15 protein-coding genes and 1 pseudogene are annotated in these 15,134 nt (G+C 56.8%); 5 read left to right on the forward strand and 11 right to left on the reverse strand.

Features of this window, described 5'->3' with window-relative positions:
• The first annotated feature begins 5 nt into the window (after positions 1-5).
• From ecpD to ecpR, 3 genes are all read left to right on the forward strand, one after another.
• Positions 6-1,619, forward strand: a complete 1,614-nt coding sequence (gene ecpD / locus IAE27_RS00175; protein ID WP_224226431.1) for a fimbrial adhesin EcpD — start codon at positions 6-8, stop codon at positions 1,617-1,619.
• Positions 1,588-2,292 (forward strand): fimbria/pilus periplasmic chaperone, encoded by a 705-nt coding sequence (locus tag IAE27_RS00180; RefSeq protein ID WP_004099322.1) that lies wholly within the window; start codon positions 1,588-1,590, stop codon positions 2,290-2,292. The genes ecpD and IAE27_RS00180 overlap by 32 nt, the downstream gene beginning before the upstream one ends.
• A gap of 687 nt (positions 2,293-2,979) precedes the next feature.
• The gene (gene ecpR / locus IAE27_RS00185; protein ID WP_004099323.1) at positions 2,980-3,522 is read left to right on the forward strand and encodes an ECP biosynthesis operon DNA-binding transcriptional regulator EcpR; all 543 of its coding nucleotides are present in this window, start codon (positions 2,980-2,982) and stop codon (positions 3,520-3,522) included.
• A 192-nt stretch (positions 3,523-3,714) separates the two neighbouring features.
• Here the strand turns inward: ecpR and IAE27_RS00190 are convergent, their stop codons facing one another.
• From IAE27_RS00190 to IAE27_RS00205, 4 genes are read right to left on the reverse strand one after another with little or no spacing between them, the layout of a single operon-like run.
• Complete coding sequence (locus IAE27_RS00190; protein ID WP_004099324.1) at positions 3,715-4,398, reverse strand: amino acid ABC transporter permease; 684 nt, start codon at positions 4,396-4,398, stop codon at positions 3,715-3,717.
• Positions 4,388-5,140, reverse strand: a complete 753-nt coding sequence (locus IAE27_RS00195; RefSeq protein ID WP_004099326.1) for an amino acid ABC transporter permease — start codon at positions 5,138-5,140, stop codon at positions 4,388-4,390. Before IAE27_RS00195 ends, IAE27_RS00190 begins: the two co-directional genes overlap by 11 nt.
• Positions 5,137-5,955 (reverse strand): amino acid ABC transporter ATP-binding protein, encoded by an 819-nt coding sequence (locus tag IAE27_RS00200; protein ID WP_004099327.1) that lies wholly within the window; start codon positions 5,953-5,955, stop codon positions 5,137-5,139. The genes IAE27_RS00195 and IAE27_RS00200 overlap by 4 nt, the downstream gene beginning before the upstream one ends.
• A 13-nt stretch (positions 5,956-5,968) precedes the next feature.
• A complete protein-coding gene (locus IAE27_RS00205) occupies positions 5,969-6,778 on the reverse strand; it encodes an ABC transporter substrate-binding protein (protein WP_108704169.1) in 810 nt (269 codons plus the stop codon).
• 715 nt (positions 6,779-7,493) lie between these two features.
• Between IAE27_RS00205 and IAE27_RS00210 the strand changes: the two genes are divergently transcribed.
• Positions 7,494-7,670, forward strand: coding sequence for a hypothetical protein (locus IAE27_RS00210; RefSeq protein ID WP_115239964.1), 177 nt, complete (start codon positions 7,494-7,496; stop codon positions 7,668-7,670).
• Positions 7,671-7,777: 107 nt separating this feature from the next.
• Here the strand turns inward: IAE27_RS00210 and IAE27_RS00215 are convergent, their stop codons facing one another.
• The 5 genes from IAE27_RS00215 to IAE27_RS00235 all read right to left on the reverse strand — a co-directional run bounded on the left by IAE27_RS00215 (position 7,778) and on the right by IAE27_RS00235 (position 12,443).
• Complete coding sequence (locus IAE27_RS00215) at positions 7,778-8,473, reverse strand: ABC transporter ATP-binding protein (protein ID WP_049095071.1); 696 nt, start codon at positions 8,471-8,473, stop codon at positions 7,778-7,780.
• Positions 8,466-9,248: an ABC transporter ATP-binding protein gene (locus IAE27_RS00220; RefSeq protein ID WP_004099331.1), complete on the reverse strand. Its 783-nt coding sequence runs from the start codon at positions 9,246-9,248 to the stop codon at positions 8,466-8,468. Before IAE27_RS00220 ends, IAE27_RS00215 begins: the two co-directional genes overlap by 8 nt.
• Positions 9,235-10,284, reverse strand: a complete 1,050-nt coding sequence (locus IAE27_RS00225) for a branched-chain amino acid ABC transporter permease (protein ID WP_004099332.1) — start codon at positions 10,282-10,284, stop codon at positions 9,235-9,237. Before IAE27_RS00225 ends, IAE27_RS00220 begins: the two co-directional genes overlap by 14 nt.
• Positions 10,284-11,183 carry a branched-chain amino acid ABC transporter permease gene (locus IAE27_RS00230; RefSeq protein ID WP_049095073.1) on the reverse strand — a complete coding sequence of 300 codons (900 nt, stop codon included), beginning with the start codon at positions 11,181-11,183 and terminating at the stop codon, positions 10,284-10,286. The genes IAE27_RS00225 and IAE27_RS00230 overlap by 1 nt, the downstream gene beginning before the upstream one ends.
• A 153-nt stretch (positions 11,184-11,336) precedes the next feature.
• Complete coding sequence (locus IAE27_RS00235; protein ID WP_181879939.1) at positions 11,337-12,443, reverse strand: ABC transporter substrate-binding protein; 1,107 nt, start codon at positions 12,441-12,443, stop codon at positions 11,337-11,339.
• 180 nt (positions 12,444-12,623) lie between these two features.
• On the opposite strand from IAE27_RS00235, the pseudogene IAE27_RS29500 reads away from it, so the two are divergent.
• Positions 12,624-12,704 (forward strand): annotated as a pseudogene (locus tag IAE27_RS29500) (hypothetical protein); the annotation flags it as partial.
• A gap of 258 nt (positions 12,705-12,962) precedes the next feature.
• Here IAE27_RS29500 and eutC read toward each other — a convergent pair.
• Entirely contained in the window at positions 12,963-13,739 is a 777-nt protein-coding gene (gene eutC / locus IAE27_RS00240; protein ID WP_135800012.1) for an ethanolamine ammonia-lyase subunit EutC, read from the reverse strand.
• Complete coding sequence (locus IAE27_RS00245; protein WP_004099337.1) at positions 13,736-15,124, reverse strand: ethanolamine ammonia-lyase subunit EutB; 1,389 nt, start codon at positions 15,122-15,124, stop codon at positions 13,736-13,738. Before IAE27_RS00245 ends, eutC begins: the two co-directional genes overlap by 4 nt.
• Positions 15,125-15,134: the final 10 nt, after the last annotated feature.

Genomic DNA, 15,134 nt, shown 5'->3' on the forward strand with positions numbered 1-15,134 from the left:
TAGTGATGTTAACGGCGGCGCTGTGCGTGACGCGGGTCAACGCCGCGGTCACCAAAACCACCTGGCCGGATGCGGCGGCCATGCAGTTTGTTTTCGTGGAAAACAACTCGGATGATAACTTCTTTGTCACCCCGGGCGGCGCGCTGGACCCGCGTATGACCGGGGCTAACCGCTGGACCGGACTGAAATATAACGGCTCGGGCACCATTTATCAGCAGAGCCTGGGCTATATCGACAACGGCTATAACACCGGCCTGTACGCCAACTGGTTCTTCGATATGTGGCTGGATAACTCACCGGCTTCGCACCCTTTACTCGGCCTGCGCTGTATCAACTGGTATGCGGGCTGCGATATGGCCACCAGCCTGATCTTGCCGCAAACTACCGATGCCAACGGCTTCTATGGCGCGACGGTAACCACCGGCGGACAAAAGTGGATGCACGGCATGATGTCCGATGCTTTCTACCAGTATCTGCAGCAGATGTCGGTGGGCAGCAGCTTCTCAATGACCATCAACTCCTGCATGACGTCGGTGAGCTACGATGCCAGCAGCGGCGCACGCTGCAAAGATCAGGCCTCAGGGTATTGGTACGTGCGTAACGTCACCCATACTAAAGCGGCAAACCTGAAGCTGATTAACACCCATGCGCTGGCGGAAGTGTTTATCAACAGCGACGGGGTTCCGACGCTGGGCGAAGGCAATGCCGACTGTCGCACCCAGACTATCGGTACCCGCTCCGGTCTGAGCTGCAAAATGGTGAACTACAATTTGCAAACCAACGGCCTCAGCAATACCTCAATTCATATTTTCCCGGCTATCAGCAACTCGGCGCTGGCCTCCGCGGTGGGCAGCTACGATATGCAGTTCAGCCTCGACGGCAACTCATGGAAGCCGGTGAGCGGCATCTCTCAGTACTATACGTTTAATGAGATGAAATCATCAGATTCAGTGTATGTCTTCTTCTCAAGCAACTTTTTTAAGCAGATGGTGACGCTGGGCATCAGCGACGTGAATACCAAAGATCTGTTTAATTTCCGTTTCTATAACACCACCTCGCCCGAGTCTGGCTGGTACGAGTTTTCAACCTCTAACACCCTGATAATTAAGCCGCGTGATTTCAGCATCAGCATTATTTCCGATGAGTACACCTCGGCGCCGACCCGCGAGGGCTACGTGGGCAGCGGCGAGCCGTCGCTGGATTTCGGCTATATTGTGACGACCAGCGGTAAGACCGCCGCCGATGAAGTGCTGATTAAAGTCACCGGCCCGGCACAGGTTATTGGCGGGCGTTCATACTGTATTTTTAGTTCATCCGACGGCACGGCGAAGGTGCCGTTCCCGGCGACGCTGGCGTTTACGACGCAGACCGGGTCAACCAAAACTTACGATGCCGGATGCGATGATACCTGGCGCGATATGACCGATGCTCTGTGGTTAACCACGCCGTGGACGGATATTTCCGGCGATGTCGGGCAGATGGACAAAACGACGGTGAAGTTTTCCATCCCGATGGATAATGCGATATCGCTGCGAACGGTGGATGATAACGGCTGGTTTGGTGAAGTGAGTGCTTCAGGAGAAATTCATGTCCAGGCGACGTGGCGTAACATTAACTAATTTGCTGCGGATGCTGATCTGCCTGCTGTCGCTGGGACTGGCGACAGCAGCGCAGGCTATCTCGGTGGGGAATTTAACCTTCTCGCTGGCGGCGGAAGACAATTTCGCTGCTAAGCGGGTTATCAACAACAATAAAAGCGCCCGGCTGTATCGGGTCTCTATCGTCGCTATCGACCGCCCCGGCGGCAAAGAGGTGCGTTCCCGTCCGGCGGACGGCGAGCTGCTGTTTGCCCCGCGTCAGCTCACTCTACAGGCGGGGGAGAGCGAATATTTTAAGTTTTACTACCACGGCCCGAAAGATAACCGCGAGCGCTATTATCGGGTATCGTTCCGGGAAATTCCGACCCGTAATTACGTAATGCGTAATCAAAGCGGTACGGAAGTGAGTATGGATCCGGTGGTGGTCATGGACACTATCCTCGTCGTTCGCCCGCGCGAGGTACAGTTCAAATGGGCTTACGATCGCGCGGCGGGGACTGTCAGCAACACCGGCAATACCTGGTTTAAGCTGCTGATCAAGCCCGGATGCGATACGACGGAAGAGGAAGGGGATGCATGGTATTTGCGGCCCGGGGACGTTGTCCGCAAGGCTTCGCTGCGCCAGCCGGGGAACCACTATATTATCTATAACGACAAATTTATTAAAATGACAAAAGACTGTCCGGTGAAGTAGCCGGGCAGCGCTCGCCATCCGGATAACATTCATCATTGAGAATGATCTATTTTTGATTTTTTATGTTTTTTTGATGTTATTTTGCGCCGAAAAAATATCAACATTATGTCCGCTTTGATACGTGATGAAATGATGTTTTCGTATCCCGAATATATATGATATTCCATCATTAAATAATTCATGCTAATTGTCTTTATCGTTCCGGTTATGAATTTTTTCTATTAATATGGCTTTTCCTAAGAAAGTTCCTAATGGCTGGTGGGGAAATTCCTGGATCAAATGAATTGAGAATTATTTTCAAGCGCCATGTTTTTACTATCTCATTGTAATTAATGGTTTTTTTGTGATTTCTTGTTTTTAAGTTAATTAAGGTACTCTAATTTTTTTTATCATTTTATTTTAGGGGTTCTAATTTCTTAGTTGTGAAGTGCCATTTCATCCATCCTTCATATTGACTCGTGTTAATTAAACACATAACTTCTGAAACATAAAGTGGCTGTTTCATATTGTGATTGCGCATTTAAATACAAATTATATGCCATGCGTATGTTTTATTTTGTGTTATATAGAATCTGAATTATTCATCTTATATATGTTTAGTGGCGTTTTTTGAGCAGAGGAGTCGCCTTCCTTTGTACTCTTCCCGTTAAGGAAAGCGGCAAATCATGGATGAGGAGCGCGTGATATATGGACTATCTCACTGATTTACGGTCATGTATCTGGCCGAGAGAAGATCGCTACTTTGTTGACGGATTATCCACGATTATTTTTGATATCCGCGATTTGATCTACCCATCTCTGGATGAACTACGCGACGGGTTTATGTTTATTAATATTAGCCCTAAATTTATGAGCCACTTTATCAGCCATGAACACCAATGGCTGAAAATCGCCGAGAAAAAACAGGTGATATTAATTGCCGCAACCAGGCTGGAGGCGCTGGCCAATTACTGGTATTTCAATAGTCAGGCCAGAGGCGTGGTTTATACGGAATCCTTATACGCTATTCGCCATGAGCTGACCCGCGCCATAAACGGTCGTTTTCGCCGCAGTGATATAAAAAAAGGAAAAATGACCCGAAAAGAGATGCAAATCATTGGTCATCTTGCGCAGGGGATACAGCCGAAATCTATTGCCAAAATTGAGAACTGCAGCGTCAAAACGGTTTATACCCATCAGCGTAACGCGGAGGTGAAGCTGGATTTTAAAATAAATAAATTAGCCATCTGAGATTTAAGCTCGGCGGCCGTTTATCCCTTCGCCGGGCGAGCGTAAATGTTATGGGTCGTAAATAATATATATTATATAAATCAATGTATTACCTGAAATAGTATCAAGCAGCCTTGCTCCGGCGCAGAAGAGACGCGTTGCTCAGGAAACGCAGCGTGGCGCGATAATCCTTCACCGCGCCACGGCCGATGGCTACCCGGTCGCTCTCCCATATCGGCGATTCGCCAGCAGACTCAGTCCGCAGCACAGCAGATAGTAAACCGCGCCGGTAAAAACAAAAATCGCCAGCGGGTAGATCTGCACCCGGTTATTGACCTGCCCGGCGACGGTAGTCAGCTCCGGTACATTGACGATAAAGGCCAGCGAGGTGTCTTTGAGCAGGCCGATAAATATCCCAACCAGCGACGGCTGAACGTTACGCAGGGCCTGCGGTAGCAGGATCAGGCGCAGCGTTTGCCCGGGAGCGAAACCCTGGGTCAGCGCTGCTTCGTATTGCCCACGGGGTAGCGATTGCAGGCCCGCCAGCACTGAATGCATCACCGAGGCGGCGGTAAACCACGCCAGCGCCACCGTGACGGTGACCGCGCCCGGGAGATCGCTGCCGGTGAGCATAGGAAGCAGATACCACAGCCAGAAAATCACGAAGATCAGCGGGATGCCGCGAATAATTTCCGCCCACAAAAATAGCAGCCGCCGCACGATCCCTTCGTAGCGCCAGGCGATAGCTGCCAGCAGAACGCCGCCCGGCAGCGCCAGCGCGGCGGCGCCGATAGCCATCAGCAGCGTCAGCACCACGCCGCCGGGGATACCGTCCGCCAGCCGCCCCCACAGCAGATAATCGAGGTTATCAACGATGACCGCCAGATTAGCGTTCATAACCGGCTCTCCTTTGCTGAGCTCTTCCCGGACCGAGACGCGTCAGCGCCACGCCCATCAGCACCCCAAGCGCCAGATACAGCGCGGTGCCGACGGCAAACGCCTCCAGCGCATGCGCGTTGTAGCTCTCGATTTGCCGCACCTGATAGGTCAGTTCGGCAAAGCCGATACCGCTCGCCAGCGAAGAGAGCTTCATCAGGTTGAGATACTGGCCGATAATCGGCTGCCAGGCGTTAGCCAGCCCCTGCGGCAGCAGAATGTGGCGCAGCTCCTGCCAGGGCGTAAACCCCTGCGACAGCGCCGCTTCCCGCTGACCGTGGCTAACGGCGCGCAGCCCGGAGGCGATCTCTTCAATCAGAAAGGCCGAGGTAAAGACCCCGAGTCCCCACATTGAGCAGAGAAACTCCGGCGTCAGCCACCAGACGTTGCCCGGAAGAATCGACCAGCTGCGATCGTCATTAATAAAATCCCGCGCCCCCAGCGGCAGCAGATTCCAGGCGGCAAAATACCAGAACAGCAGCTGGACCAGCAGCGGCGTATTGCGGAACAGTGAAACCCAGGCCGCCACCAGCCAGCGGCCGGGCCTGCCGCCCCCGAGACGCAGTGCCAGCAGCAGGATGGCCAGCACGGTCGCCAGAACCATCCCGGCGATGCTGACCCAGACGGTGGTGAGAAAACCGGAGATGATCCATTGCAGCGGCTGCCCGCTCAGCACGCCATGCCAGTCGAGATGCGGGATCACGCCTCACTCTCCTGGTGCAGCGGATCGAGCACCTTTTGCAGGAAACGGCGGGTGCGGGCGTGCTGCGGCCGGGCAAAAAACTCAGCCGGCGGCGCGACTTCGAGAATATCGCCGCCGTCGATAAACACCACCCGGTCAGCAATCTCGCGGGCGAACTGCATCTCATGCGTCACCACCACCATGGTGATCCCGCTATGGGCGAGATTTTTCATGACCTGCAGTACTTCGCCGATCATCTCCGGATCGAGCGCCGACGTGGGTTCATCGAACAGAATAATCTGCGGCGAGGAGGCGAGGGCGCGGGCAATCGCCACCCTCTGCTGCTGGCCCCCCGAGAGCTGGGCCGGCATCTGCCGGGCTTTATCCGCAAGGCCGACCTGGTTGAGCAGCGCCAGCGAGCGTTCGCGGGCGGCGCTTTTGCCCCAGCCGTGAACGCGTTCCAGCGCGAGGGTGATATTCTCCTGCGCCGTCAGGTGGGCATAGAGATTAAACTGCTGAAAAACAAAGCCGACCCGGCTGCGCAGCTGGCGCAGAGCGCTGCCGGTGAGCTGCGCTGTCGGTTTGCCGTCGATCAGTATTTCGCCGCCGCTGAGTGATTCAAGCTGGTTGATCAGGCGGATCAGGGTTGATTTGCCCGATCCCGAAGGGCCGAGGATCGCCACCACTTCGCCGGGTTCAACCTGTAAGTTAACGCCGTTCAGCACCCGATGGTCGCCGTAGCTTTTGGCAACATCGCGAAACTCAATGCTGGCGCGCTGCAGATGCGAAAAATCCGCGGACGATGCCGCGGAGCGTGAAAATAGAGCCGATAACATCATCTTTCTCTGCTTATTTCGCTTCGATAGTAAAGGCGCGCGGCTGCGGGGTTTTGGTGCTCGGGCCAAACCAGACGTCGTAAATTTTGGCCGCCTCACCGGATTTCTCCAGATTGACCAGCTCGTCATTGACCGCTTTCAGCAGGGCCGGTTCGCCTTTCTTCACGCCGACGCCAATCTCTTCTTTGCTCAGCAGGTCGGGGATGATTTTGAAGTTAGCTTTGTCCGGCGCTTCCGCCAGCAGTCCGGCCAGGATGGTGCTGTCCTGAGTGATGGCCTGCACGTTGCCGTTGCGCAGGGCGGTCAGCGCCAGCGGAATATCATCATAAGAGAGCACGCGCGATTGCGGGAAACGCTGATGCAGCGCCTGTTCGCCGGTGGTGCCTTTTACCGCGCCGATGCGCGCTTTGCTGTAATCATCGAGCTTATCCGGTGATTTTGCCGGAACGAGGAACTGCTGGCCGGTCACAAAGTAAGGTGTTGAGAAATCAATGACCTGTGCACGTTCCGGAGTGATGGTGATATCGGCGACGATCAGGTCGGCCTTGCCGGACTGCAGCAGCGGAATGCGGTTGGCCGGGTTAGTGGCGACCAGCTCCAGCTTAACGCCGAGAGATTTGGCCAGCGCTTCGGCGAAGTCCACGTCGTAACCGACGATTTTATGCGTTTTCGGATCTACCGAACCGAACGGCGGGTTGGCGTCGAAGGTGGCGACTTTGACCACGCCGGCGGCTTTGATATCGGCTAATTGATCGGCCTGAGCCTGCGCGGCGAGTACCAGCATGCCCAGCGCCAGCGCGATTTTTGTTTTTGCAATGCGCATTGTTATTCCCCTGAATCCCTGTTTTGTTTTGTGTTTATCACGCTCCCACAAATCGCCCATCGGCGGCAAAGAAGAAAAAGTTCTTATCTATAACAAAAAAGAACTTAACAAAACTGTGGGTATTGTTTAACCGGATGGGCTACTACGCTGGGGAAAAGTAGCCCGAACAGGTGCGTAGCACCGCCTCCGGGAGGGTGTAGAGGGGTTCCGTTCACCATCAAGTCGCAGAAAATGCCTCATCGAGGTACGTGAACGGGAAAAGGGGGAGAAAACCGTCTCCCCCTTTACAATCCCCGCGGTCCCGCAAAGAAATCGGTGCTGCGCACTGCGCTCACCTCCCGGACCTCAGCCTGCGGTCGGCTCAACTCGACCTCACTGTCTCGATTCGCCTCTGGCCGCCATCCCTGGCGGCCAGCCCTTGTCTTCGGTCCTCCGGTTCGCCGATTTCAGCGGGGGCCAGGGCATCGCTGCATAACACGTTGTTTCAGAAATATCCCCGCTGCTGTATGAAACTCTCCCGGAGGCGGCGCTTGACGCGCCTGTCCGGGCTACCAAACCGAGGAAAAGTAGCCCGGATAAGACGTTTACGTCGCAATCCGGGAAAGGCCCCAATATGCATCCCACAGCATTACTAATCCGGAATTGATATTTCCCGCTCGCCGTCAACTGTGGTTGAAATAGACCCAGGCAAAAATGCTTCCTGACGGAGGAGAAAATGAAAGTGGTGCTGTGGCAACGCATAACGGGCTGGCTGGCTTCTTTATCTGACGGTGAAGCCGGGCAGCAGGATACCCAACGCATCATGGAGGCAATATTACCGGTCGCCAGTCTCTACGGAATTGAGCTCGGCAACGTTGAAACAAGGTGGTTTCGCCATGATAAAACATACTGAGCGGCGCAGGACGCGTGAAGCCTACTGGAACGAGGTGTGCTTTGTGTAGCGCGAGGCTGTTTGCGGTTGCGGCGACGCAGGAAGCGAAGCCGCAGCCCTGAACAGCTTTATCCCCCCAGATACATCCGCTTGATTTCCGGATTCGCCAGCACCTCCTGCGCAGGACCCGAGAGCATAATCTTCCCATTCTCCAGCACATACGCGCGATCGGCGATGGTCAACGCCGCCGTGGCGTTTTGCTCCACCAGCAGCACGGTAATATTCTCCTCCCGCAGCTGCTTAATCGTGGCGAACAGCTCCCCGACAATTTTCGGCGCCAGCCCGAGACTTGGCTCATCGAGCATCAGCAGTACCGGTTCGCTCATCAGCGCTCTGGCGATCGCCAGCATCTGCTGCTCGCCGCCGCTCATGGTGCCCGCCATCTGAGCACGCCGCTCCTTGAGGCGGGGAAACAGGCTGTACATGCGATCGCGCAGGCGGGTAAAGCCGGCGAGATTATTGTAGGCCCCCATGCGCAGATTTTCTTCGATGGTCAGGTTGGTGAAGATGCGCCGTCCTTCGGGTACCAGCGCCAGCCCCTTACGCACAATCTGATGCGTCTGGCTGCGGGAGATATCCTCGTTGAGAAAATTGACCCGCCCCGTGGAGCGCACCAGGTTGACGATGCCGTTGAGGGTTGAGGTTTTCCCCGCGCCGTTGCTGCCGATAAGGGTAACGATCTCCCGGTCGTAAATATCAATATCAACGCCTTTTAGTCCCTGAATCACGCCGTAAAACACGTTTAATTCGCGCGCGCTAAGCATAACGAACGTCTCCCAGGTAAGCGGAAATCACGCCCGGATCCTCAATGGCTTCCGACATCAGGCCGCTAAACAGCGGCTTGCCGTACTCCAGCACCATCACCCGCTCGCACAGCTTGTTGACGAACGGCATATCGTGCTCGATCAGCAGTACGCTGAGCTGATAGTCGTTACGCATGCGGAAGATCAGGTCTGCCAGATCTTCCGTCTCCTTCGGGTTCATCCCGGCGGCGGGTTCGTCGAGCAGCAGTAATTTTGGCGAGGTCGCCAGCGCGCGGGCGATCTCCACCTTGCGCTGGTTGCCGTAGCTAAGGTTGGTGGCCTGCACGTCGGCGAAATGGGCGATACCGATATCGTCCAGAATCGCCATCGCTTTGGCCTTTGCCGCCCGCTCGGCGGGGTAGTAGCGGCCGATATGCAGCGCCGCTTCCAGCAGCGAATAGCGGCTGGCGCTGTCGAGGCCGACCATCACGTTTTCCAGTACCGTCATCGAGTTAAACAGGCGGATATTCTGAAAGGTGCGGGCGATCCCGGCGTTGACCACCCGGTTCGGCTTCAGCCCTTTTAGCGATTTTCCCGCGAGGGTCACACTGCCGCTGGTCGGTTTATAGTTGGCGGTGATGACGTTGAACATCGTGGTTTTTCCCGCGCCGTTGGGGCCAATCAGGCCAAAAATTTCCGCCTCGTCGACGTGGAAACTGACGCTGTCGATAGCCCGCAGGCCACCGAACTGCATGGTCACGTCCTGCACCTGTAAAATGACCTTATTTTGCGCCATCGCCGCGTCTCCTTTTGCCCACTTGCCAAATCTCTTTTTTGCCCAGCAGACCTTCGCGGGCGAACAGCATGATGATCAGCAGCAGCAGCGAGAACACCACCATCCGCAGGCCCGGATACGCGCCGAGATCGTGACCGAAGAACTGGAGCGGCTGGTCGAGAAAGCGCAGCCACTCGCCGCTGCCGACCACCAATACGGTGCCGAGCAGCGCGCCGGTGGTGCTGCCCAGGCCGCCGAGCACGATAATAATCAGTAGCTGAAAGGTAAGCATAAAGTCGAACAGGCCCGGCGAGATGGTGGTCAGCAGCGAGGCCAGCAGGCCGCCGCCGATCCCTTCGAAGAAGGCGCTGGTGGCGAAGGCGCAGGTTTTAATGCGAAACGTGTTCACGCCCATGGCGATAGCGGCGTCTTCGTCGTCGCGCACCGCTTTCATCATTCGCCCGTACTTCGACCACACCAGCTGCAAAATCATCCCGGTCGCCAGCAGGGCAAAAAGCCCGCACCAGAACAGCAGATGCGGCTGCTGCGGAATATCGTTGAGGCCAATCGCGCCGTTGGTGATCTGCGGATTGTTGATAGCGAGGATTTTAATGATAAAGCCGAAGCCGAGGGTCACAATCGCCAGGTAGTCGCCGCGCACGCGGAAGACCGGCAGGGCAAGGCAAACCGCCAGCGCCGCCGCGCACAGGCCGCTAATGAGCAATGCGGGCAGGAACCCGGCGTGCAGCACGAGGATCCACGGGCTGGGCGCGGCCATCTCAAACATATCCAGCTTGCTGTCGCTGGGGAGGATCAACAGGGCGGTGACGTAAGCGCCGACCGCCACAAAGCCGTTGGGCTCCAGCGACAGCTGGCCGGTCACGCCGTTGATCAGGTTATAGCTGACCGCGAGGATCATAAAGACGAAAATGGTGCTGATGACGCGAATAATGTAGTCGTTGAAGACGACGTTGATCCCGGCCAGCAGCGCGACGCAGAGAGCAATAATGACCAGGTTGCGCAGCTGCGCCCCGGCGGTAGTCGTAGCGTTGAGCATCAGAAACGGCTCCTTTCCAGACGTTCATCGCCCATAATGCCAACCGGGCGGAATAAGAGGACCAGAATCAAGAACATAAAGGCAAAAGCGTCTTTGTAGCCGCCCAGCTCGGGAAACAGAGCGACCGCCACCACCTCGGTAAAACCGAGAATAAAGCCGCCAAGCACCGCGCCGGTGACGCTGCCGATTCCGCCGAGCACCGCGGCGGCGAAGGCCTTCAGGCCGATCAGCACGCCCATCAGCGGGTCGATGGTCGGGTAGCTGATGGAGTAGAACACCCCGCCCAGCGCCGCGAGGCTGCTGCCGAGGGCGAACACCAGCGAGATAATGCGGTTGGCGTCGATGCCCATCAGGCGCACGGTATTAACGTCGAAGGCCACCGCGCGGATCGCCATCCCGTAGCGGGTGCGGTACAGCAGCCAGAGGATCGCCAGCAGCAGCAGGACGGTGATCAGCGGCACAATCCACGCCACGTTGGTGATAATCACGTCACCAACGGCGCGAGTGTTATTGAAAAATTCCGGTGCGGAAAAGAAGCGCGAGCTGCCGCCAAACAGCACGTTGAACAGGTTTTCAAGGAAGAAGCTGACGCCGATGGCGGTGATCAGCATCGAGATTTTTGATGCCTGACGCAGCGGGCGATAGGCTACCCGGTCGATCAGCATGCCGAACAGGCCGCACAGCGCGAGGGTCAGGAAAACGGCTACCCCGAAGGGTAGCCCAATGGAAGAAAACAAAAACAGGGTGGTAAACGCCCCGACCATCATCACGTCCGCATGGGCGAAGTTGATCAGGCGCAGCACCCCATAAACCATCGTATAACCGATGGCAATCAGGGCGTACATGCCCCCAAGGCTCATTCCATTGACCACTTGCTGGAGAAAAATGGCACCATCCATCTGATATCTCTCTTATTTTCCCTAAATAATTCGAGTTGCAGGACAAAACGGTTAACCGTTTTGAACAGCGCTTGCGCTGGCCCCGTAGGGGCGATGCTCATGGATGAGCCGAGTAACACAGCCAGCGCACATGCAACTTGAAGTATGACGGGGTTAAGGATTAACCACGGTACGAAACGCCAGCTTGCCATCCTTCACTTCGTTGATGACCGCGCTGCGGATAGCGTCGCCGTTTTGTAACGTCAGCGTACCGGTTACGCCCTGGAAGTCCTTGGTAGCGCGAATTTTTTCGTTAACGCAAACCCGGTCGCGCGGGTCGCTGCACTGGTTCATGGCGTTGATAATGACGTTATAGGCGTCCGCCGCCATCGCGCCCCAGGTATGGGTCGGCTGCTGGTATTTGGCTTCCCAGGCTTTGATAAACACCTCGCCCGCCGGCGTTTGCTCTTTGGCGTTCGGCGAGTAGTAGTCGGTGGTCATATAGCCGTTGACCGCGTCTTTGCCGACGTCAAAAAAGACCTGATCCGCCGCCAGCCCGTCGCCGCCGACCACCGGCTTGCTCAGCCCCAGCTGCTTCGCCTGTACGGCGATCAGCGCCCCTTCGGTGTAGTAGATCGGCATATAGATCATGTCGACGTTCTTCGCCTTCACGCTGGCCAGCTGGGCCTTAAAGTCTTTGCTGCCGCCGGGAGCCTGAACTTCGATAGGAATGGTGCCGCCGTTTTTCAGGAACTGCGTGCGGAAGGCTTTCGCCAGGCCAACGGAGTAGTCGTTGCTGCTGTCGAAGACGATGGCGGCGGTTTTAGCCTTCAGATCGCGCGAGGCGAGGTTAGCGCCGACCACTCCCTGGAAGCTGTCGGAGAAGCAGACCCGACTGACGTAAGGGTGGTTGCGGGTGACGCGGTCGTTGGTGGCGGTTGAGGAGACCAGCGGCGTTTTACTGTCGTCGGCGATTTTGGTCATCGCCAGGGTATTGGAGGAGGTGACTTCGCCGATCACCGCGTCGACTTTATCGCTGGAGACCAGGCGCTGCATGGCGTTAGCGGCTTCGACCTTGTCGCTTTTATCGTCAATCACGATAAGCTTCACGGTGTCGCCATTTTTTAACGTCGGCGTAATGTTCTGGATGATATCCAGCCCTTTTTGCGAAGGTTGTCCGTAGCCGCTCAGCGCGCCGCTCAGCGGCAAGACCACGCCAATTTTAATTTCAGCCGCCTGCGCGCTGCTGGCACCGACCCACGCGGCAACCAGCGTGGCCATTAAAGACGCTTTCCCGGAAAACTTGTTCATTTGTACCTCACCGTCGGTCGATTATTTATACCCTTCATACTTCAAGTTGCATGTGCGTTGGCTTTCCTCGCTCACCCCAGTCACTTACTAGAGTAAGCTCCTGGGGATTCCCTGCGTCGCCGCCTTCCTGCAACTCGAATTATTTTGGGTATATCTTTAACCATCAATGACTGCATAACATTGAGAAATAATTCACCTGGATATCCGGCGAATTATTGGCTGTTATATTGAATAGATAACGAGATATATTTGGTATGCAGATTTACCTTACAACGTCCGTTTCGTTTTTACTCATGCAATATTCTTATTACCTCCAGGAAAGGGCATAAGGCTGATGACAACCCTGTTTTGGGTACGGTGAACGCATTATGCCGGGGGCGGCTGACGCCTTACCCGGCCTGCAAAATCCGCAATGCCAGCGCGCACCCGAAAATAATATCCAGGTGCGCCCGGTAATATTAAAATCTATTCTGCTGTCCGCCTGGTTTATTATTTTAGCTGGCTCAACGGTTTTATTTTTCCATGCAGTGCAGGATTATCGCTTTCGTCTTTCAGGCGCACTCCGGTAAGCCGCCGCAAAAAGGCCTGCTCCAGTAGCCAGGCCAGCTTAAAAGCGGCGGCATCAAAGCTCAGCCCTTCCGGACGGATATTAGAAATACAGTTGCGCTCCGACTCCAGACGCTGACGATGCGGCTGCCAGGTTAAATACACTCCGAGGCTGTCCGGCGAAGAGAGCCCGGGCCGTTCGCCAATCAATATCGCCACCGCTCTGGCCTTCAGCGTTTCGCCTATATCATCGCCCAGCGCGACCCGCGACTGGTGCGCCAGCACCACCGGGGCCAGGCTCAGGCCGAGGGTTTTCAGATAGGGCAGCAGGGCGCGAATCAGCGGCACTGCCTGGCGCTGCACGGCGTACGACGACAGCCCGTCGCCAATCACCAGCAGCAGGTCGGCGGGGCGCGCGCCGCTGGCGGCGAGGTCGGCGCGGCTCTCTTCGTTCAGCTGTCGCCCCAGATCCGGGCGATTCAGATAGACATTGCGATCGCTGGCGGCGCTGCGGACGGTCAGCGTCGACAGCCCCAGCTCCGCCAGCGGCTGAACAAGCTGGTCGCTGGCGAAAGGTTGGTGGATAGCATCGCGCGCCCGGGCGTGGGCGAGGCCGAAATTCAGCACTTCGCGGGTCGGCAGGCTGGCGCCGCTGCGCCCCAGCGCAATCCGCGCATCGGTAAACTCACGCAGCGGGTTCCAGGCGTCGGGAGGATTCATACCGGTTCTCCTTGCGGCAGGACGGAAAGCAGCGGATGGCGGGCATCGGTCAGACGCAGCGCGCCGTGGCGGTCAATAATCTGCATCTTCGTCAGCCAGTCGGCGAACTCAGGCGCATGCTGTAAACCCAGCAGTCGGCGGGCGTAAAGGGCATCGTGGAACGAGGTGCTTTGGTAGTTGAGCATAATATCGTCTGCCCCCGGTACGCCGATCAAAAAGGTCAGCCCGGCCGCGCAAAGCAGCGTCAGCAGGGTATCCATATCGTCCTGATCCGCTTCGGCGTGATTGGTGTAGCAAACGTCGCAGCCGATGGGCAGCCCCATCAGCTTGCCGCAGAAGTGATCTTCCAGTCCGGCGCGGATAATCTGCTTACCATCGTACAGATACTCCGGGCCGATAAAGCCCACCACCGTATTGACCAGCAGCGGCTCAAAATGACGGGCGACGGCATAGGCCCGGGCTTCGCAGGTCTGCTGATCAACGCCGTGGTGGGCGTTGGCGGAAAGAGCGCTGCCCTGGCCGGTTTCGAAATACATCACGTTGTTGCCCAGCGTGCCGCGGTTCAGGCTAAGCGCCGCTTCCCGCGCTTCCTGCAGCAGCGCCAGATTAATGCCAAAACCGCTGTTGGCGGCTTCGGTACCGGCCACCGACTGGAACACCAGATCCACCGGCGCGCCGCGCTCAATCAGCTGCAGGGTGTTGGTGACGTGGGTCAAAATGCACGACTGGGTGGGGATGGCGAAGCGCTGAATAATATCGTCAAGCATATGGTTCAGCTGCGCCAGCACCGGCAGGCTGTCGCTGGCCGGATTGATGCCGATCACCGCGTCTCCTGCGCCGTACAGCAGGCCGTCGAGCATGCTGGCGGCGATGCCTTTGAGGTCATCGGTCGGGTGATTAGGCTGCAGGCGCACGCTCAGGCGCCCCGGCAGGCCGATAGTGTTGCGAAAACGGGTGACGACCCGGCATTTGCTGGCGGCGAGGATCAGATCCTGATTGCGCATCAGCTTGCTGACCGCGGCGGCCATCTCCGGGGTTATCGCGCGGGCGACCTGGCGCAGCGCCGCTTCATCGGTGGCGTCGTCGAGCAGCCAGTCGCGAAAATCGCCGACCGTAAGATGGCGAATCGCCGCGAAGCCCCGGGCGTCGTGGGTATCGAGGATCAGCCGGGTCACCTCATCCTGCTCGTAGGGAATCAGCGGATTATCGAGAATCTCGGTGAGCGGAACCTCCGCCAGCGCCATTTTTGCCGCCATCCGCTCTTCGGCGGAGCCGGCGATAACGCCCGCCAGCGCGTCGCCGGAACGCGCAGGGGAGGCCTTCGCCAGTAGGGTTTTCAGGCTCTCAAAGCGCCATACCTGGCCCGATAGCGTGGTTTTATACATGTGTCGCCTC

It is taken from the genome of Klebsiella sp. S69, from assembly GCF_016516145.1.
GTDB classification, from domain to species: Bacteria; Pseudomonadota; Gammaproteobacteria; order Enterobacterales; family Enterobacteriaceae; genus Klebsiella; species Klebsiella oxytoca.

Bases quoted from the DNA above. Each gene is read 5' to 3' on its own strand.
- ecpD (WP_224226431.1), top strand. From the start codon at position 6: ATGTTAACGGCGGCGCTGTGCGTGACGCGGGTCAACGCCGCGGTCACC.
- IAE27_RS00180 (WP_004099322.1), top strand. From the start codon at position 1,588: ATGTCCAGGCGACGTGGCGTAACATTAACTAATTTGCTGCGGATGCTG.
- ecpR (WP_004099323.1), top strand. From the start codon at position 2,980: ATGGACTATCTCACTGATTTACGGTCATGTATCTGGCCGAGAGAAGAT.
- IAE27_RS00190 (WP_004099324.1), bottom strand. From the start codon at position 4,398: ATGAACGCTAATCTGGCGGTCATCGTTGATAACCTCGATTATCTGCTG.
- IAE27_RS00200 (WP_004099327.1), bottom strand. From the start codon at position 5,955: ATGTTATCGGCTCTATTTTCACGCTCCGCGGCATCGTCCGCGGATTTT.
- IAE27_RS00205 (WP_108704169.1), bottom strand. From the start codon at position 6,778: ATGCGCATTGCAAAAACAAAAATCGCGCTGGCGCTGGGCATGCTGGTA.
- IAE27_RS00210 (WP_115239964.1), top strand. From the start codon at position 7,494: ATGAAAGTGGTGCTGTGGCAACGCATAACGGGCTGGCTGGCTTCTTTA.
- IAE27_RS00215 (WP_049095071.1), bottom strand. From the start codon at position 8,473: ATGCTTAGCGCGCGCGAATTAAACGTGTTTTACGGCGTGATTCAGGGA.
- IAE27_RS00220 (WP_004099331.1), bottom strand. From the start codon at position 9,248: ATGGCGCAAAATAAGGTCATTTTACAGGTGCAGGACGTGACCATGCAG.
- IAE27_RS00225 (WP_004099332.1), bottom strand. From the start codon at position 10,284: ATGCTCAACGCTACGACTACCGCCGGGGCGCAGCTGCGCAACCTGGTC.
- IAE27_RS00230 (WP_049095073.1), bottom strand. From the start codon at position 11,183: ATGGATGGTGCCATTTTTCTCCAGCAAGTGGTCAATGGAATGAGCCTT.
- IAE27_RS00235 (WP_181879939.1), bottom strand. From the start codon at position 12,443: ATGGCCACGCTGGTTGCCGCGTGGGTCGGTGCCAGCAGCGCGCAGGCG.
- eutC (WP_135800012.1), bottom strand. From the start codon at position 13,739: ATGAATCCTCCCGACGCCTGGAACCCGCTGCGTGAGTTTACCGATGCG.
- IAE27_RS00245 (WP_004099337.1), bottom strand. From the start codon at position 15,124: ATGTATAAAACCACGCTATCGGGCCAGGTATGGCGCTTTGAGAGCCTG.